Genomic DNA, 18268 nt, shown 5'->3' on the forward strand with positions numbered 1-18268 from the left:
CCTCCCTCCCCCGCACCTCCGCTTCCGCCCTCGCGCCGACCGCCAGGCGGTCCCAGGACGTGTCCGTTTCCGCGGGGTACCACCAACACGGTTGTGCCGAGGGCGGCTCCGGGGATCGCGGCGTGCTGCGGCGTGTCCGGGCGGCCGCACGGCCCGTGCGGGGGCGCATGGCGCTCGGCCTGCTGCTGAGCAGCCTGGCGCTCGCCTCCGCCGTGGGACTCATGGCCGTCTCGGGCTGGCTGATCTCACGGGCCTCCGAGCAGCCGCCGGTCCTCCATCTGATGATGGCGGTCACCGCGACGCGTGCCTTCGGCATCGGGCGGGCCGTCTTCCGCTACGCGGAGCGGCTGGTGTCGCACGACGCCGTCCTGCGGATGCTCGCCGGGCTCAGGGTGACGGTGTACTCCCGCCTGGAGCGGCTGGCTCCGGCCGGACTGAAGGACAGCAGGCGCGGCGATCTGCTGTCCCGACTGGTGGCCGATGTGGATGCCCTGCAGGACTACTTCGTGCGGTGGTTGCTGCCCGCAGGAGCCGCCGTTACCGTCTCACTCGCGTCGGTCGGGTTCACCGCGTGGCTGCTCCCCGAAGCCGGTGCCGTCCTCGCCTGTGGGCTGCTGGTCGCCGGCCTCGGCGTACCCGCGCTCACCGGCGCCGGCGCACGCCGTGCGGAACGGCAGCTCGCGCCCGCCCGCGGCGCTCTGTCCACCGAGGTCGTGGATCTGATCTCCGGCACGGCCGAGCTGACGGTCGCGGGTGCCGTCCCGGCGCGGCTCGCCCGGGCGAAGGAGGCCGACCGGCTGCTCACCCGCCTCGCCTCCCGCTCGGCGGCGGCGACCGCGCTGGGCGCCGGACTCTCGGCTCTGGCCTGCGGCCTGACCGTCGTCCTGGCCGCGGCCGCCGGGGTCCACGCCGTCCACACCGGGCGGCTGGACGGTGTCGCGCTCGCCGCCGTCGTACTGACGCCGCTCGCCGCCTTCGAAGCGGTCACCGGCCTGCCCCTGGCCGTCCAGTACCGCCAGCGGGTCCGCAAGGCCGCCGAGCGTGTCTACGAGGTGCTGGACAGCCCCGTGCCGGTCCAGGAACCGGAGCACCCCGCGCAGCCTCCCGCCTCACCGTTCCCTCTGGTCGTACGGGGACTCACCGCGCGCTATCCGGGACAGGCGGTGCCCGCGCTGCGTGGGCTGGACCTGGAACTGCGCATGGGGCGGCGTATCGCCGTGGTGGGCCCGTCCGGGTCGGGGAAGACGACCCTGGCGCAAGTACTGCTGCGGTTTCTCGACGCCGAGGCGGGTGCCTACAGCCTGGGCGGTACGGAGGCAGCGGCTCTGGAAGGGGACGAGGTGCGCCGGAATGTCGGGCTGTGTGCCCAGGACGCCCACATCTTCGACAGTTCCCTCAGGGAGAACCTGCGGCTGGCCCGGACGGACGCGCGGGAGGAGGAGCTGCGCGCGGCACTCGCCGGTGCCCGGCTCCTCGACTGGGTGGACTCGCTTCCCGAGGGCCTGGACACTCTCGTCGGTGAGCACGGCGCCCGGCTGTCGGGAGGCCAGCGGCAGCGGCTCGCGCTGGCCCGCGCCCTGCTCGCCGGCTTCCCCGTCCTTGTCCTCGACGAGCCGGCCGAGCACCTGGACCTGGCCACCGCCCACGAGCTCACCAGCGACCTGCTGTCCGCCACCGCGGGCCGGACGACCCTGCTGATCACACACCGGCTGGAGGGGCTCCAAGAGGTCGACGAGATCGTCGTACTGGACCAGGGACGCGTCGTCCAGCGGGGCACCTATGACGAACTCGCAGGTCGGCAAGGGCCGTTCCTGCGGATGCTGGCCAGGGAGCGCTCGGCTGATGCCCTGGCCCCGGAGGAGGCCCGGTCCGTGCCGGCAGCCGCCGTCGCCGGGGAATGAGGGAGTCCGGCACGATGGGCCGGCCGGGGGGTGCCCGTGGGCCGGTCCGGTATGGCGGGTGGGCCGAACGGGCGGGCGTGCCCGGTGGAGTGGGAGAACGGGTCGGCCGCTGGTGACCATCCCACTATGCTTCCGCGACACCGCCGCCGCCGGCCGTTCCTGGCCGTGCTGTGTCTGCTTTCCGTCCTGGCCTGCGGACCCGCCGCACGTGCCGCGGACGGGGACGGACCGCTGGCCGGGGCGAGCGCCGAAGTGGCCCGGCTGTTCCAGGAAGCGGCACAGGCAGCAGCGGTCTACGAGCAGGGCAGGCTCGCCGCCGAGGAACAGCGCGCCGAGGTCGGGCGGCTGGAGGAGCTGCTCGCCCGGGCACGGGCCGAACTCGCGGCCGTGCACGACGAACTGGGCGGTCTCGCGCGGGCCCATTACCGCAGCGGTGGCGGACTCCCCTACGCAGCACAGCTGCTGATGGCCAGAAATCCCGACGACCTCGTGCGCGGGAAGCAGGTCCAGCGGCAGGCGGAACTCGTCCTGGCCAACGCGCTCGGCAAGTCGCGGCGTGCCGAGAACAAGGTCGCTCACGAGGAGACGAAGGCCGAGGCCGCCCGGCAGGCGCTGGACGCGCGCACCGAGCAGCTGGCCGAGATCAAGAGGGGCATCGAGACCAGACTCGAAGAGGCCCAGTGGCGGCTCGAGGGCGAGGCGGAAGGCCTGGTGGCCGCCGGCCAGTGCGCGGGCCCCGTACGCGTGCCGGATCATCCGCCGGCCGAAGGACCCGCGTGGGTCGCACCGGTCGACGATTACGAACTCTCGGCGGGCTTCGACAGCGCGGGTGAGCACTGGGCGAGCCGGCACACCGGGCAGGACTTCGCGGTGCCGATCGGCACGCCGGTGCGTGCCGTCGGGGCCGGGCGGGTCACCTCGGTCTCCTGCGGCGGCGCCTTCGGCGTCCAGGTGCTCGTTCTCCACGACAACGGCTACTACACGCAGTACGCGCACCTCGCCGCGAGCACCGTCGAGCAGGGGGAGCTGGTGCGGACGGGGCAGATGCTCGGCCAGACCGGCAGCACCGGGAACTCCACCGGACCGCACCTGCACTTCGAGGTACGGCTCACTCCCTACCTGGGTTCGGGAGTGGATCCGGTGGACTGGCTGACCCGGCAGGGCGTGCCGCTGTGACGGCCTTCCGGACGCCAGGGCCGACGCCGGAACCGGGTTATAGAAACGTTCTAGAACTGTGCGAGGATCTGCTCGATGACGACGGCCACGCCGTCCTCGTTGTTGGCCAGCGTGCGACCGGATGCGGCGGCCAGTACGTCCGGGTGAGCGTTGCCCATGGCGTACGAGGTCCCCGCCCAGGTGAGCATTTCCAGATCGTTGGGCATGTCCCCGAAGGCCACGACTTCCTCCGGCGCGATTCCCCGCTCCGTGCAGCAGGCCGCGAGCGTGCCCGCCTTGCTCACGCCGAGGCCACTGATCTCCAGCAGGGCCGTCGGGCTGGAACGGGTGAAGGACGCCAGGTGGCCGGCCGCCTCGCGGGCCAGGGAGAGAAATCCGTCGGGGGTGAGTTCCGGGTGGTGTGCCAGCACCTTGAGGACGGGCGCTCCCAGCCCGGGGGCCTCCTCGTGGAGCAGCTTCTCTGCCGCCGCGACCGTGGCACCGGCGTCGAGGAAGAACGGCGGGTACTTGGGCTCGTAGTGGATGCCGGTGGTCAGCTCCACGGCGAAGGAGGTGCCGGGAGCCGTGATGCGCAGCGTCTCGACGACGTCCAGCGCGACCGTCCGCTCCAGGTCCCTTACCTGAACGATTCTGCCGTCCGCGTGCAGATCGACGACGGCGGCGCCGTTGGCACAGATTGCCAGTCCGTGGCCGTGCACGTGGTCTCTGACCACGTCCATCCAGCGGGCCGGTCTTCCGGTCACGAAGAAGACCTCGATGCCGGCCTGCTCGGCGGCCGTCAGCGCCGCGACGGTGCGCTCGGACACGGACTTGTCGTCACGCAGCAGGGTGCCGTCCAGGTCCGTGGCGATCAGCCGGGGGACGGCGGGCGTCGGGCGGGCGGACTGCGGGTCGGTAACTGAGGTCACAAACACATTGTCCCGTACACACACACCGGGTGTGCAGAGGGTCGCACATTTGAGTGAACGCGCGAACACGGTCGGCACGCTCCTTGCCCGTCCTGGTGTTTAGGCTGCTGTGCATGACCTCCTCCTCCCGGCCTCCGCTCCGTCTCAGTACCGTGATCCTCCCCGTGCGCCGCTGGCACGAAGGCGGCAGGGAGGTGTGGCGACGCGCCGAAGAACTGGGCTTCCACGGGGGGTACACGTACGACCACCTGTCGTGGCGCAGCTTCAGGGACGGTCCGTGGTTCGGCGCGCTGCCGACCCTGACCGCCGCCGCGGCCGCCACGTCCCGGATACGTCTCGGGACGCTGGTGACCTCGCCGAACTTCCGGCACCCGGTGACGCTCGCGAAGGAACTGATCTCGCTGGACGACGTCAGTGACGGGCGCGTCACGCTGGGCGTCGGGGCCGGCGGCAGCGGCTTCGACGCGACGGCGCTCGGTCAGGAGCCGTGGTCGTCGCGCGAGCGGGCCGACCGTTTCGCCGAGTTCGTGCCGCTGCTGGACCGGCTGCTGCGCGAGGAGGTGGTCAGCGAGGAAGGCGTCTTCTACTCGGCGGACGAGGTGCGCAACATCCCGGGCTGCGTGCAGCGTCCCCGGCTGCCGTTCGCGGTGGCGGCGACCGGGCCGCGCGGACTCCGCCTGGCCGCGAGGCACGGCCAGGCATGGGTGACCACCGGGGATCCGAAGCTGTACGAGACGGGTACGCCGGAGCAGTCGCTGGCGGCCATCGGAGGACAGCTGGCCAGGCTCGGGGCGGCGTGCGAGGAGGCGGGGCGGGACGCCGGGGAGCTCGACAAGATCCTTCTGGCCGGGTTCACCCCGGACCGGCCGCTCGACTCCTTCCAGGCCTTCGTGGACTTCGCCGGGCGGCACCGCGCACTCGGCTTCACCGAGATCGTCGTGCACTGGCCGATTCCCGACTCCGTCTTCGCGGCCGACGAGAAGCTCTTCGAGCGGATCGCCACGGAGGCGGCGGCCGCACTCGGCGGCTGACGGTCCGAACCCGCTCCCGGAATCCGGTCAACGGACGCGGTTCACCGGATATCGGGGTGCCGGCCATCGGACGCCGGAGAGCCCGCCGCCGGAGGGCCCATGGCCGGCAATCCGCGCTCCCTCCGGAGGACGCGTCCGTTTACGCTGAACAGCATGGACGGGGAACGGGTGTTGAGGGCCCTTCGGGCCGAGTCCGAGCGGTTGTTCGGCATGGTCAGCGGGATTCCGGAGCCGGAATGGGACCGGCCGAGTCCCTGCCCTCCCTGGACCGTCCGGGACGTATTGGCCCATGTGACGACGGTGGTCGGCCGGGTGGGCTCCATGCTGGCGGAACCCGAGCCGCCGCGGAGCGGCCTGGTGACCGCCGTCGGGTACTACGCACCGGATCACCGTTTCTCACCCGGCGCGAACAGCGCGCGCGTCGAGTCGGCCCGTGAGGCGTCCGCCGCGCACCGCAGCGGACAGGACCTGGCGGAACTTTTCGACAGCACCTGGCGGTTGGCCGTGGACCGGTGCGAGCGGGAGCCGGAGGGACGGGTCGTGCGCACCCGGCACGGAGACCCGATGCTGCTGTCCCAGTTTCTGGTGACCCGGGTCTTCGAGGTGTGCGTGCACGGCTTCGACATCGCTGAGGGCCTCGGCCACGGTCCCTGGGCCACCGAGGAGGCTCAGGAAGTGGTCACCGGTCTGCTGCTGGACGGTGTGGGCTCCTCCGGACACGTGCCACCGCCGGGCATGGAGTGCGACCGCACGACCTTTCTGCGGAAGGCGACCGGCAGGCTGCCGATGAGCGCCGCGGAACGGCTGGTAGCCGAACGCGGCGGGCTGCGCAGGCTCGCGCTGGGGTGAGGACCCCGGGGCGCACGCCCCGGGCGTGATCATTTCCCGCGGAGGCGGGCGACACCCGGTTCAGTCCTGAAATCGGAGGAAGGCCGGGGGCACCTCGTCGACGAGCCAGACGCCGTTGCTGCTCACCCGGAAGACATGGCCCGCGCGGTGCATGGCGCCCGCGTCGACGGACAGCACGACCGGCCGGCCACGGCGGGCGCCGACCCGGGTGGCGGTCTCCCGGTCGGCCGAGAGGTGGACGTGGTGGCGCCTCATCGGCCGCAGGCCCTCGGCCCTGATGGCGTCGAGATTGCGGGAGACCGTGCCGTGGTACAGATACTCGGGAGGTCCGGCCGGAGGCAGATCCAGGTCGACCTCCACGGTGTGCCCCTGGTTGGCGCGGATCCGGTCTCCCTCCACGGCGAAGCGCTGCTTGTCGTTGACGGCCACCACGTGATCGAGTTCCGCGCGGGTGAAGCGGAACCCGTGCTCGGCGGCGGACCGGATGAGGGTGTCGATCTCGACCCAGCCGTTGGCGTCAAGGGTGATGCCGATCCGCTCGGGCTGATGGCGGAGGTGCCTCGAGAGGTACTTCGACACCTTGACAGTGCGTCTTTGGTCCATGGCGTTCAGAGTGACCGGATCCGGTCGGCCACCGCACCCCATTTCCTTGCGCGAGTCAACTCTCGGTAAATCATTGCCGGTTGGGTTTGATCCACAACCAACCTCGGTTATCCACAGGCTGTTTGACTGTTCTGTGGACAACTCTACTCCCGATCAAGCGATTTGCTCAATTCGTGTGCATGTGCCGTCGGTTGTCGAATACACGTTTTCCGGCTGTGGTGAGTTGAATCCACGGAACGACCAGCCGCCTTCTCCTGCAATCCTGTTGTCCGCCTTCTTCGGCCAACTCCCGGACAGCCGTCGACCGGCCCGCTTCCAAACCGGGCACGGGAGCGATGCCGTCGGGTTCACAGCTTCGGGTCCCAACGCGCCAGCACACGCTGCGCCTTGGGTGCGAAGCGGGACAGGAGCAGCAGACCGCGCGCTTCCGGAGTCACGGGCACCACCGCCTTGTTCTCGGCGACGGCGCGGAGCACCGCTTCCGCGACCTTCTCCGGGGAGTAGTTGCGCCGTGCGTACAGCCGGGCCGACCTGGTACGGCGTCGCTGCTGCTCCTCCTTCGTAACACCGGTGTGGCGAGCACTGGTTGTAATACCCGTATTGACAAATCCCGGGCATATCGCCGTAACGCCGATGCGTTTACCGGCAAGTTCGGCACGTAGACACTGACTGAGCATCAGGACAGCAGCCTTGGAGGTGCTGTACACGGGCAGGGCTCGCGAGGGCTGAAAGGCAGCGGCGGAAGCGATATTGACGATGTGTCCGCCCTCGCCGCGGTCGGCCATCTGCCGGCCGAAGACGCGGCAGCCGTGGATGACACCCCACAGGTTCACGTCGAGAACCTGCCTGAAGTCCTCGGCCGTGGTGTCCAGGAAGTCGCCGGCCAGGCCGATCCCCGCGTTGTTGACGACGACATCGACGATTCCGTACTCGGCGGCGACCTTCAGGGCGAGCTTCTCCATCGCCTGCTCGTCGCCGACGTCCACGGTCTCGCTCCAGGCCTCCGGCGCACCCACGAGCCTGGCCGTGCCGGCGGTCCTGGCCGCGCCCTCGGCGTCGACGTCGACGCAGACGACCCGCGCCCCCGCTTCGGCGAAGGCCTCGGCCGTGGCACGGCCGATGCCGCTCGCGGCCCCGGTGACCAGGACCAGCCGTCCGCCGAACCGGTCGGCGTACGGACTGCCGGCCGGTGCCCGCACAGCGTCCTCCCCGCTCTCGACGAGGCTCACGAAATCACCGATCCAGGAGGCGAGCCGGTCGGGATGGGTCCTGGGCACCCAGTGCCCGGCGGGCAGGCTGCGGCGTACGAGCCGGGGAACCCATCGATCGAGGTCGTCGTACAGCCTCTCGGAGAGGTAGGTGTCCCTGGTCGGGGTGATCAACTGGACCGGGGCATGGGCATACGCGTCCTCGCGCGGAGCGCGCAGCCGTGCGCGGACGTTGTCCCGGTACAGCCACACGCCGTGGGCGGCGTCCTCACCCAGGGTGGGTGCCGGGTAGCCCCCGCCGGGCGGGACCTTCTCCAGACGCCGGAGGATCTGCGGCCAGTGCCTGCCGACGGGGCCGCGCCAGGCGAGTTCGGGGAGGAGCGGAGTGTGGAACGCGTAGACGTACCAGGACTTGGCTCCCTGTCCGAGGAGCTGGGCCGCGTGGCGCGGCGTCGGTCTGTCCCTCCGCTTCCTCAGCCAGTGCCCGAAATGGTCGAGCGAGGGGCCGGAGAGGGAGGTGAAGGACGCGATCCGGCCCTTCGTGCGCCCCACGGTCACGAACTCCCAGGACTGCACGGAACCCCAGTCGTGCCCCACGAGGTGAACCGGCCGGCGGGGACTGACGGCGTCGGCGACGGCGAGGAAGTCGTCCGTGAGCCGGTCCAGGGTGAAGCCGCCACGCAGCGGCTCCGGCGCCGTGGACCCGCCGTGGCCCCGCACGTCGTACAGCACGACGTGGAACCGGTCCGCGAGGCGTGCGGCGACCAGGGACCAGACCTCCTTGCTGTCGGGGTAGCCGTGCACCAGCACGACCGTCGGGCGCCCGCGCTCGCCCAGCTCGGCGACGCACAGCTCCACGTCGCCGCTGCGCACCCGGCTTTCCCTGGCTCCATCGATCACACGCCACCCCACTCGACCCGGTTCCGACACGAACGAATGTGACGGGGACCGGGAGGCGGCGTCAACGGGTGCCCGGGGCCTGTGGACAACTTTGGATGTGTTCATGTCGTTCTTCCGGCAGTCCGGGGTGTCCTCTTCCGTGGCGACCCCCTAGTGGCCCGTACGCCTGGAGGCGGACACGGATGCAGGCATCTGGACTGACGTGCGGTGTGGCCTGCACCACTATCTTCGAAAACGTGACTGTGATCGCGACCGAAAGCCTGAGCAAGCGGTTCCCCCGGGTGACCGCACTCGACCGGCTCTCCATGGACATCCAGCCCGGGGTGACCGGCCTGGTCGGAGCCAACGGAGCCGGCAAATCAACCCTGATCAAGATCCTCCTGGGTCTGTCCCCGGCCAGTGAGGGCCGCGCCTCCGTGCTCGGGCTCGACGTCGCCACCAGCGGCGGCGCCATCCGTGAGCGGGTGGGCTACATGCCGGAGCACGACTGCCTGCCGCCCGACGTCTCGGCCACCGAGTTCGTCGTGCACATGGCACGCATGTCGGGTCTGCCGCCCGCCGCGGCCCGTGAGCGCACGGCGGACACCCTGCGCCACGTCGGCCTGTACGAGGAGCGGTACCGCCCCATAGGGGGCTACTCGACCGGGATGAAGCAGCGGGTCAAGCTCGCCCAGGCGCTGGTCCACGACCCGCAGCTGGTCTTCCTCGACGAACCGACCAACGGCCTGGACCCGGTGGGCCGGGACGAGATGCTCGGCCTGATCCGCCGGATCCACACCGACTTCGGCATCTCGGTGCTCGTCACCTCCCACCTCCTCGGCGAACTGGAACGCACCTGCGACCACGTTGTCGTCATCGACGGCGGGCGCCTGCTGCGTTCCAGCTCCACCAGCGACTTCACCCAGACGACGGCCACGCTGGCGGTCGAGGTCACCGACAGCGACGATCACCCGGACGGCACCGGGGCACTGCGCGCCGCGCTGCTCGCCAAGGGCCTCCAGCCGGCCGCCGCCGAGGAACAGGGACTGCCCGGCGCGGGCCACATCCTCCTCGTCGAGGCCACCGGCGAGGAGACCTACGACGTCATCAGGGACGCCGTCGCCGAGCTCGGTGTCGGGCTGGTCCGCATGGAGCAGCGCCGTCACCACATCGCGGAGGTCTTCCGCTCGGAACCGGCCGCCGAGCCCGCCGGGTCCCCCGCGGCCACCGGCGCCCCCCAGTCCACCGAGTACGCGCTGCAGAAGGAAGGAGCGGGCGATGGCCGCTGACACCACGACCGGTCCGACCACGGCGTCCGCCGAGAACACGCGGATCCACAACATCGGCTACCGCAAGTACGACGGGCCGCGCCTCGGCCGCGCCCACGCCCGCCGCTCGCTGTTCTCGCAGAGCCTGCGCGGCGCGTACGGACTGGGCCGTTCCGCCAAGTCCAAAGTGCTGCCGATGCTGCTCTTCGGCGTCATGTGCGTGCCGGCCGCCATCATCGTCGCCGTGGCGATCGCCCTTCCCGACGCCTCGGACCTCCCGATCGAGTACACGAGGTACGCGATCGTGACCCAGGCCGTCATCGGTCTGTACCTCGCCTCGCAGGCCCCGCAGTCCGTCTCCCGCGACCTGCGCTTCAAGACGGTCCCGCTGTACTTCTCCCGGCCCATCGAGCGCGTCGACTACGTGCTGTCGAAGTACGCGGCGATGGCCTCGGCGCTGTTCATCCTGACCGCGGTGCCCCTGGTGATCCTCTACGTCGGCGCGCTGCTCGCCAAGTTCGACTTCTCCGACCAGACGGAAGGGTTCGCACAGGGCATGGTCTCCGTCGCGCTGCTGTCGGTGCTCTTCGCCGGCCTCGGCCTGGTGATGGCCGCCCTCACCCCGCGCCGCGGCTTCGGCGTGGCCGCCGTGATCGGCGTACTGACGATCTCCTACGGCGCGGTGAGCACGATCCAGGCCATCGCCTGGGAGACGGGCAGTCCCGGCGCAGTCGCCTGGCTCGGCCTCTTCTCCCCGATCACCCTCATCGACGGTGTCCAGTCGGCCTTCCTCGGCGCCACCTCCGCCTTCCCCGGCGGGGAGGGCCCCTCGACGGGCGCCGGGGTGGTCTACCTCCTCGTCGTCCTGGGGCTCGTCGCCGGTTCGTACGGCGTGCTGATGCGCCGCTACCGAAAGGTCGGACTGTGACCGCCCACTCGTCCCCCGCCGTCACCCTTCCAAGGAACGGGCCGCGCCCATGAGCACTCTTTCGATCGACCACACCTCCCGCTGGTTCGGCAATGTGGTGGCGGTCAACGACATCACCATGACGATCGGACCCGGCGTGACGGGGCTGCTCGGTCCCAACGGCGCGGGCAAGTCCACGCTGATCAACATGATGGCCGGGTTCCTGGCCCCCTCCACAGGCACCGTCGCCCTCGACGGCGAGCAGATCTGGCGCAACGAGTCCGTCTACAAGCGGATCGGCATCGTCCCCGAGCGGGAGGCGATGTACGACTTCCTCACCGGCCGCGAGTTCGTCGTCGCCAACGCCGAACTGCACGGGCTCGGCGCGCGGGCCGCCCAGAAGGCTCTGGCCACCGTGGAGATGGAGTACGCGCAGGACCGGAAGATCGCGACGTACAGCAAGGGCATGCGCCAGCGCGTGAAGATGGCCTCCGCCCTGGTCCACGACCCGTCGGTGCTCCTGCTCGACGAACCGTTCAACGGCATGGACCCGCGCCAGCGGATGCAGCTGATGGAGCTGCTGCGCCGGATGGGCGCCGAGGGCCGCACGGTGCTGTTCTCCTCGCACATACTGGAGGAGGTCGAGCAACTCGCCTCGCACATCGAGGTGATCGTCGCGGGGCGCCACGCCGCATCCGGCGACTACCGCCGGATCCGCCGGCTCATGACCGACCGCCCGCACCGCTACCTCGTCCGGTCCAGCGACGACCGGGCGCTGGCCGCGGCACTGATCGCGGACCCGTCGACGGCCGGCATCGAGGTGGACTTCGCGGACAAGGCGCTGCGCATCCAGGCGGTGGACTTCGGCCGGTTCACAGTGCTGCTGCCGAAGGTCGCCAAGGAGCACGGCATCAGGCTGCTGACGGTCTCGCCCTCCGACGAGTCCCTCGAATCGGTCTTCTCCTACCTCGTAGCGGCCTGAAAGGAGCCTTGAGCGATGTACAACCCCACGGTCGCCCGGCTCACCTACCGGGCCCTGCTCGGCCGCCGCCGCGCGGCCGTCCTCTTCGTCCTGCCCGCCCTGCTGATCCTGCTCTCTCTTGCGGTGCGCGTCTTCAGCGGCGCCGACGACCAGGTCGCCGCCGACGTGCTGGGCGGATTCGGCCTCGCCACTATGGTGCCGCTCATCGGCGTCATCGCGGGAACGGGCGCGATCGGCCCCGAGATCGACGACGGCTCGATCGTCTACCTGCTGTCGAAGCCGGTGAAACGGCCCACGATCATCGTCACCAAGCTGACCGTCGCCATCGCCGTGACCATGGTCTTCTCCGCTGTCCCGACCTTCATCGCCGGGATGATCCTCAACGGCAACGGGCAGCAGATCGCCATCGCCTACACGGTGGCGGCGCTGGTGGCCTCCATCGCCTACGCCGCGCTGTTCCTGCTCCTCGGCACGGTCACCCGGCACGCGGTCGTCGCCGGTCTCGTCTACGCCCTGGTGTGGGAGACGCTGTTCGGCAGCCTCGTCCCCGGTGCAAGGACGCTGAGCGTGCAGCAGTGGTCGCTGGCCCTGGCCGAGAGGATCGGAGCCGAGGGCGCGATCACCTCGGACGTCGGCCTGCCGATGGCGATGGTGCTGCTGGCGGTCGTCACGGCGTTGGCCACCTGGTTCGCGGGACAGAAGCTGCGGACGCTGAAGATCGCCGGAGACGAGTAGTCACGGCGAACCGTCGCACGGCGGTCCCCGGAGGTGGCGCCGCGACGGCGTCGTCCCGGCATGGCGGGACACGCCCTACGGCCGGGCCCGGACGACGCGTCCGGGCCCGTCGCCGTCTCAGCGGCCGGTACCGAACCGGCCGTCAGCCCTCCGCGAGCACCGCCCGGAGCACGGCGGCATGGCTGTGCTCAAGGTCCTTCGAGGCGGTGAGCAGCGTGAGCCGGTCCGCCGTACGGGCCAGCTCGCGCAGTCCCTCCAGTGCCCCGGCCGCCTCGGGCGCGGCCAGTTCGTCCTCGTAGCGACCGCGGAACTCCTCGAAGCCGCCCGAGCCCGCGTGGTACCAGCGCCGGAGCTCGGTGGAGGGCGTCAGGGCCTTGGGCCATTCGTCCACGCCGGCCGCGTCCTTGCTCAGACCGCGCGGCCAGAGCCGGTCGACGAGCACTCGGGCGCCGTCGTCCCCGGACGGCGGATCGTAGACACGGCGGATCCTGATGTCGGTCATGAGCCCAAGAATCGCAGCCCCGCCGGCCGGTAAACCGGTGGCGCGCCCTCTCGCCCACCCGGCACAGTGGAGCTGCCGACGACGCCCGCCACGGGTGTCTCGTACCGGGAGAGGAACGAGGCGTCGACCGGGAGAACGGTCAGTCCGCCGAGTTCCCTGCGGGGCGGCCCCGGACAGGCACCGGAGCAGCGGCGCACAGCCGCGCTCCGTCGAGCCGCCGCGGACCACGCCCGGGCGGTCCTGCCGCGCTCATCACGCGCAGGCCGCCACCTCCGGAAGGAGTGGACGACCGCCCACGCCGGGCGGGGCGGTGGCCGGTGCTCCCACCCGGCCGCCACCCGCGTGCGTACGGGCCGTCAGCCGCCCAGCAACTGCTCCAGGACGACCGCGATGCCGTCGTCCTCGTTCGACGCCGTGATCTCGTGCGCCACGGCCTTCAGTTCCTCGTGCGCGTTGGCCATGGCGACCCCGTGCTCGGCCCAGCCGAACATCGGGATGTCGTTGGGCATGTCGCCGAAGGCGATGGTGTCCGCGGCCTTCAGTCCGAGCCTGCGCGCGGCCAGCGAAAGGCCGGTCGCCTTGGTCAGACCCAGCGGCAGGATCTCCACTATTCCGGGGCCCGCCATCACCACGTCGACGAGACCGCCTGCGGCGGCCCTGGCGGCGACCGCCAGTTCGTCGTCGTCGAGGCCGGGACGCTGGATGTAGACCTTGTTGAGCGGCGCCGACCACAACTCGGCGGGATCGTCCATCTTCACGTAGGGCAGCGGGCCGTCCTGCACCGCGTACCCCTCTCCCGCCAGCACCTCCCCGGCCAGGCCGTCACGGCTGGCGGCCAGCGCGAGCGGCCCGACCTCCGCCTCGATCTTGGCCAGGGCCAGCCCAGCCAGCTGCCGGTCCAGCGTCACCGAGGTGAGCAGCCGGTGCTCACCAGCGTGGTAGACCTGCGCGCCCTGGCCGCACACGGCCAGACCGCGGTAGTCCAGGTCGTCCAGGATGTGCCGGGTCCATGGCACGGACCGCCCCGTGACGACGATGTGGGCCGCACCGGCCGCGCCGGCCGTGTCGAGCGCCCGGCGCGTGCGGGCCGAGACCGTCTCGTCGGAACGGAGCAGCGTCCCGTCGAGATCGGTCGCGATCAGCCGGTACGGGAAGGACGGCGCATCCGAGGGGGAGGACGGAGAGCCGAAGGACGAGGCGGACGAGGTCACTTGGCGACCGGTTCCAGCAGCTCCCGGCCGCCCAGGTAGGGCTTCAGCACCTCCGGCACCCGTACCGAACCGTCCGCCTGCTGGTGGTTCTCCAGAATCGCGACGATCGTCCGCGGTACGGCGCAGAGCGTGCCGTTCAGCGTCGCCAGCGGCCGCACCGTCTTGCCGTCCCTGAGCCGCACGGAGAGCCGGCGGGCCTGGAACTCGTTGCAGTTGGAGGCGGAGGTCAGCTCGCGGTACTTGCCCTGCGTCGGGATCCACGCCTCGCAGTCGAACTTCCGCGAGGCGGAGGCGCCCAGATCGCCCGTGGCGACGTCGATCACCTGGAACGGCAGCTCCAGGCTGGTGAGCCACTGCTTCTCCCATTCCAGGAGACGCCGGTGCTCCGCCTCGGAGTCCTCCGGCACGACGTACGAGAACATCTCGACCTTGTCGAACTGGTGGACGCGGAAGATCCCGCGGGTGTCCTTGCCGTACGTTCCGGCCTCGCGGCGGTAGCAGGGCGAGAAGCCGGCGTAGCGCAGCGGCAGCTTCGAGGCGTCGAGGATCTCGTCCATGTGGTAGGCCGCGAGCGGCACCTCGGAGGTCCCGACGAGGTAGTAGTCGTCCTTCTCCAGGTGGTACACGTTCTCGGCGGCCTGGCCGAGGAAGCCGGTGCCCTCCATGGCGCGCGGGCGGACCAGGGTGGGCGTCAGCATCGGTGTGAACCCGGCCTCGGTGGCCTGTGCGATCGCCGCGTTGACCAGGGCGAGTTCCAGCAGCGCGCCGACACCGGTCAGGTAGTAGAAGCGCGAGCCGGAGACCTTGGCGGCGCGTTCGACGTCGATGGCGCCCAAGGCCTCACCGAGCTCCAGATGGTCCTTGGGCTCGAAGCCCTCGGCCGCGAAGTCACGGACCGTGCCGTGCGTCTCGAGGACGGTGAAGTCCTCCTCGCCACCGACCGGGACGTCCGGGTGGACGAGGTTGCCGAGCTGCAGCAGCAGCCTCTTGGTCTCCTCGTCGGCCTCGTGCTGCTCGGTGTCGGCGGCCTTGACGGCAGCGCTGAGCTCTCCGGCCCTCTTCAGCAGGCCGGCCTTCTCCTCGCCGGAGGCCTTGGGGATGAGCTTCCCGAGCGCCTTCTGCTCGGAGCGGAGTTCGTCGAAGCGCAGACCGGAAGACCTGCGCCGCTCGTCGGCGGAGAGCAGCGCGTCGACGAGGGCGACGTCCTCTCCACGGGCGCGCTGGGAGGCGCGAACACGGTCGGGGTCCTCACGGAGCAGGCGAAGGTCAATCACGTGACCAGGCTACCGGTGAGGGCTCGGAACTCTCGACCCGCTATTCCCGCACACTGGCATTTGACCGATTTGCCCGTCTTGAATGGCGTGGCCGAAGTGGCAGGGCATTCCCCGCGAGAGGCGCCGAGCGGTGCCGACGGGCCTGTCGTCCCGGCCTCGGGGCGGGTTGTGGCCCGGCGTTGTCCACAGGCATTCACGGTGCGGCGTTTGTTATCCACAGGCTGTGAGAACTGCCTGTGGATGGCCTGGAAGATTGTGGCCAAAGGGGAGCGGGGGGCGAAGAATTCCTTTTCAAACACGTTTCCCACGCTCATTTGGGTGGGAATTGCTCGCTCTGAAGTGCCGATCAAGGGGAATGGGCAATGAAGAGTGACCCATCCCCCTGTGGGTTGACGAGCCCTCTCTGGGGCGATTTGTCGACCATGCCGGAGCCCGTTGTCGACTTGTCCCCAGGTCGAGAAGGGATCCTGTGGATAACTTCTGTGGATAAAGAAAATACGCAGGTAGGACGAGTCCGCCGCACTCGGGCTTGATCCGGCCCGGCGGGGGTGCGGGTTGATCCGGCCCGCCGGGGGTGGCGGGTTCCCCAGGGTTCAGGGACGCCCGTCCTGGCAGCGCGCCAGCCAGTCGGCGGCGGCCATGAACTCCTCGTCCGAGGTCCCGTACGGGAGCTTCCTCGTGTCCGCCGGGGAGACCCCGGCCCTCGGGTACGAGCCCAGGAAACGCACCTTGGGGCAGATCCGGCGCAAGCCCATCAGTGCCTCGCCCACGCGCCGGTCGGTGATGTGTCCCTCCGCGTCGATCGCGAAGCAGTAGTTGCCGATTCCCTCGCCCGTCGGCCGGGACTGGATCAGCATCAGGTTGACGCCGCGCGAGGAGAATTCCTGGAGAAGTTCGAGCAGCGCACCCGGGTGGTCGTCGCGCAACCAGATCACCACGGACGTCTTGTCCGCGCCGGTGCGGGCCGCGGGCCTGGCCGGCCGTCCGACCAGCACGAACCGCGTCTCCGCGTTCGCCGCGTCGTGGATCTCGGTGACCAGCGGCTCCAGTCCGTACGTGGCCGCCGCGAACTCGCCCGCGAAGGCCGCGTCGAAACGCCCCTCCTGGACGAGCCGCGCACCGTCCGCGTTGGAGGCCGCGGACTCCCAGACGGCGTCCGGCAGATGCGTGGAGAGCCACTGGCGCACCTGCGGCTGCGCGACGGGATGCCCGGTGACCGTCTTGACGTCTGACAGCGTGGTCCCCGGTCGTACGAGCAGCGCGAAGGCGATGGGCAGCAGCACCTCGCGGTAGATCATCAAAGGTTCGCCGGTGGCGAGCTGGTCCAGGGTGACTGTGACCCCGCCCTCCACGGAGTTCTCGATGGGAACGAGAGCGGCGGCGGCTTCTCCGTTGCGCACCGCGTCGAGCGCGGCAGGCACGGAGACCATGGGGGCGAGCTGGCGGGTCGCCGCCTCGGGCAGACTGCGCAGTGCGGCCTCGGTGAAGGTGCCTTCGGGGCCGAGATAGGTGTACCTGGTGGCCGACATGGTGCGTGGCTCCCTGCGGAGACGGAGATGAACGGGGACCGCCCGCCGATCTCCCGATGCAGGCCAGCTTATCGAGCGTCAAGACGCCCCGCCGGTCTGTCCGGAAAACGGACAATCGGTCATACAAAACCACTGGTGTCCGGAGTTCAGCTCTCCAGCAGCCGCTGGCCGACGTACTCACCCTTCGCCGGCCCGCCCGGCACGGCGTACAGCCCGCTGGACTCGTGCCGGATGAATGCCGACAGCGCGTCCCCTCGGTCCAGTTTCCGCTGCACCGGGACGAAGCCGCGCAGCGGATCGGCCTGCCAGCAGACGAAGAGGAGCCCGGCGTCCGGTGTCCCGTCGGAGTCGAAGCCGTCGTGGAAGGAGAACGGGCGCCGGAGCATCGCCGCGCCGCCGTTTGTCTCCGGGGTCGAGATACGGGCGTGGGCATTGGCCGGGACGATCAGCTCCCCCTTGGAGTCGGTCGCCTCCATGTCCATGGGAGTGGTCTCGGTGCCGCCGGTGAGCGGGGCTCCCGTGGACTTCTTCCGTCCGATGACCCTCTCCTGCTCCTCCGGCGACAGCCCGTCCCAGGAGTCGAGGAGCATGCGGATGCGGCGTACGACGGCGTAGGAACCGTGGGCCATCCACTCCGGCTCGCCGTTCGCCGGGAGGAAGATGCGCTGCTCGAAGTTCTCGTCGGTCGGCTTCGGGTTCCTGGTGCCGTCGACCTGTCCCATCAGGTTGCGCGCGGTCATGGGCGAGGAGGTGGCCCCGGGAGTGCGGTTGAAGCCGTTCATCTGCCAGCGCAGGCGTGCGGCTTTCCCGGCCTCTCGCTGGATCGCCCGCAGCGCGTGGAACGCGACGAGGGCGTCGTCCGCTCCGATCTGCACCCACAGATCACCGTTGCTGCGCTTGGGGTCCAGATGGTCGGAGGAGAAGTCGGGCAGCGGGTCGAGGGCGGCGGGCCGCTGCTTCTCCAGGCCGGTGCGCTCGAAGAACGTACGGCCGAAGCCGAAGGTGACGGTCAGTTGCGAGGGTCCGGCGTCGAGCGCGATACCGGTGTCGTCCGCCGCCGGCGGGCGGCCGCTCATCATTCGCTCGGCGGCGGCGGACCAGCGCCTCAGCAGTGCGGCGGCCTCGGTCCGGCCTGCGCCGGGGGTCAGGTCGAAGGCGGCCAGGTGGCCGCGTGCCTGGAGCGGCGTGGTGATGCCCGCCTGGTGTTTCACGTGAAACGAGGCTGTGGCCGAGCCGATGGAGCTGAGCGGGGTGGGAGCGTCATCCTCCAGGGAGGCCGCGAGTACCGTGCCGCCCGCCCCACCC

16 protein-coding genes are annotated in these 18268 nt (G+C 70.5%); 8 read left to right on the top strand and 8 right to left on the bottom strand.

What is annotated here, in order from left to right; genetic code table 11:
• Nucleotides 1-1901 (top strand): thiol reductant ABC exporter subunit CydC (gene cydC / locus GUY61_RS18395; protein ID WP_166631281.1); only part of this gene is annotated, 1901 nt, incomplete at its 5' end.
• Between the two features lie 126 nt (nt 1902-2027).
• The gene (locus tag GUY61_RS18400) at nt 2028-3077 is read left to right on the top strand and encodes a M23 family metallopeptidase (RefSeq protein ID WP_166631282.1); all 1050 of its coding nucleotides are present in this window, start codon (nt 2028-2030) and stop codon (nt 3075-3077) included.
• 50 nt (nt 3078-3127) lie between these two features.
• Here GUY61_RS18400 and GUY61_RS18405 read toward each other — a convergent pair whose 3' ends face one another.
• Complete coding sequence (locus tag GUY61_RS18405) at nt 3128-3985, bottom strand: Cof-type HAD-IIB family hydrolase (RefSeq protein ID WP_166631283.1); 858 nt, start codon at nt 3983-3985, stop codon at nt 3128-3130.
• A gap of 113 nt (nt 3986-4098) precedes the next feature.
• Here GUY61_RS18405 and GUY61_RS18410 point away from each other — a divergent pair, with 113 nt between their 5' ends.
• Both GUY61_RS18410 and GUY61_RS18415 read left to right on the top strand, forming a co-directional pair.
• Nucleotides 4099-5016: an LLM class flavin-dependent oxidoreductase gene (locus tag GUY61_RS18410; protein WP_166631284.1), complete on the top strand. Its 918-nt coding sequence runs from the start codon at nt 4099-4101 to the stop codon at nt 5014-5016.
• 153 nt (nt 5017-5169) lie between these two features.
• Nucleotides 5170-5865, top strand: a complete 696-nt coding sequence (locus GUY61_RS18415) for a maleylpyruvate isomerase N-terminal domain-containing protein (protein ID WP_166631285.1) — start codon at nt 5170-5172, stop codon at nt 5863-5865.
• Between the two features lie 60 nt (nt 5866-5925).
• Here GUY61_RS18415 and GUY61_RS18420 read toward each other — a convergent pair whose 3' ends face one another.
• Together GUY61_RS18420 and GUY61_RS18425 are read right to left on the bottom strand one after the other, a co-directional pair.
• A complete protein-coding gene (locus GUY61_RS18420) occupies nt 5926-6468 on the bottom strand; it encodes an RNA 2'-phosphotransferase (RefSeq protein ID WP_166631286.1) in 543 nt (180 codons plus the stop codon).
• Between the two features lie 347 nt (nt 6469-6815).
• Nucleotides 6816-8549 carry an SDR family oxidoreductase gene (locus tag GUY61_RS18425; RefSeq protein ID WP_313896727.1) on the bottom strand — a complete coding sequence of 578 codons (1734 nt, stop codon included), beginning with the start codon at nt 8547-8549 and terminating at the stop codon, nt 6816-6818.
• Nucleotides 8550-8818: 269 nt separating this feature from the next.
• Between GUY61_RS18425 and GUY61_RS18430 the strand changes: the two genes are divergently transcribed.
• From GUY61_RS18430 to GUY61_RS18445, 4 genes are read left to right on the top strand one after another with little or no spacing between them, the layout of a single operon-like run.
• Nucleotides 8819-9844, top strand: coding sequence for an ABC transporter ATP-binding protein (locus GUY61_RS18430; RefSeq protein WP_166631296.1), 1026 nt, complete (start codon nt 8819-8821; stop codon nt 9842-9844).
• Entirely contained in the window at nt 9834-10751 is a 918-nt protein-coding gene (locus GUY61_RS18435; protein ID WP_166631288.1) for an ABC transporter permease, read from the top strand. The genes GUY61_RS18430 and GUY61_RS18435 overlap by 11 nt, the downstream gene beginning before the upstream one ends.
• Before the next feature lie 49 nt (nt 10752-10800).
• Complete coding sequence (locus GUY61_RS18440) at nt 10801-11712, top strand: ABC transporter ATP-binding protein (protein WP_166631289.1); 912 nt, start codon at nt 10801-10803, stop codon at nt 11710-11712.
• A 15-nt stretch (nt 11713-11727) separates the two neighbouring features.
• On the top strand, nt 11728-12447 hold the full coding sequence (locus GUY61_RS18445) for an ABC transporter permease (protein ID WP_166631290.1): 720 nt from the start codon (nt 11728-11730) through the stop codon (nt 12445-12447).
• 142 nt (nt 12448-12589) lie between these two features.
• Here GUY61_RS18445 and GUY61_RS18450 read toward each other — a convergent pair whose 3' ends face one another.
• The 5 genes from GUY61_RS18450 to efeB form a co-directional block, all read right to left on the bottom strand.
• Nucleotides 12590-12949 (bottom strand): DUF488 domain-containing protein, encoded by a 360-nt coding sequence (locus GUY61_RS18450; protein ID WP_166631291.1) that lies wholly within the window; start codon nt 12947-12949, stop codon nt 12590-12592.
• Nucleotides 12950-13305: 356 nt separating this feature from the next.
• Nucleotides 13306-14160 (bottom strand): HAD family hydrolase, encoded by an 855-nt coding sequence (locus GUY61_RS18455; RefSeq protein ID WP_166631292.1) that lies wholly within the window; start codon nt 14158-14160, stop codon nt 13306-13308.
• Nucleotides 14157-15434 carry a serine--tRNA ligase gene (gene serS, locus GUY61_RS18460; protein WP_166631293.1) on the bottom strand — a complete coding sequence of 426 codons (1278 nt, stop codon included), beginning with the start codon at nt 15432-15434 and terminating at the stop codon, nt 14157-14159. Before serS ends, GUY61_RS18455 begins: the two co-directional genes overlap by 4 nt.
• A gap of 593 nt (nt 15435-16027) precedes the next feature.
• Nucleotides 16028-16963, bottom strand: a complete 936-nt coding sequence (pheA, locus tag GUY61_RS18465) for a prephenate dehydratase (protein WP_166631294.1) — start codon at nt 16961-16963, stop codon at nt 16028-16030.
• A gap of 146 nt (nt 16964-17109) precedes the next feature.
• The coding region (gene efeB, locus GUY61_RS18470; RefSeq protein ID WP_166631295.1) for an iron uptake transporter deferrochelatase/peroxidase subunit at nt 17110-18268 on the bottom strand (1159 nt) is incomplete at its 5' end.

Source organism: Streptomyces sp. GC420 (assembly GCF_009916105.1).
In the GTDB taxonomy this organism is placed as follows: domain Bacteria; phylum Actinomycetota; class Actinomycetes; order Streptomycetales; family Streptomycetaceae; genus Streptomyces.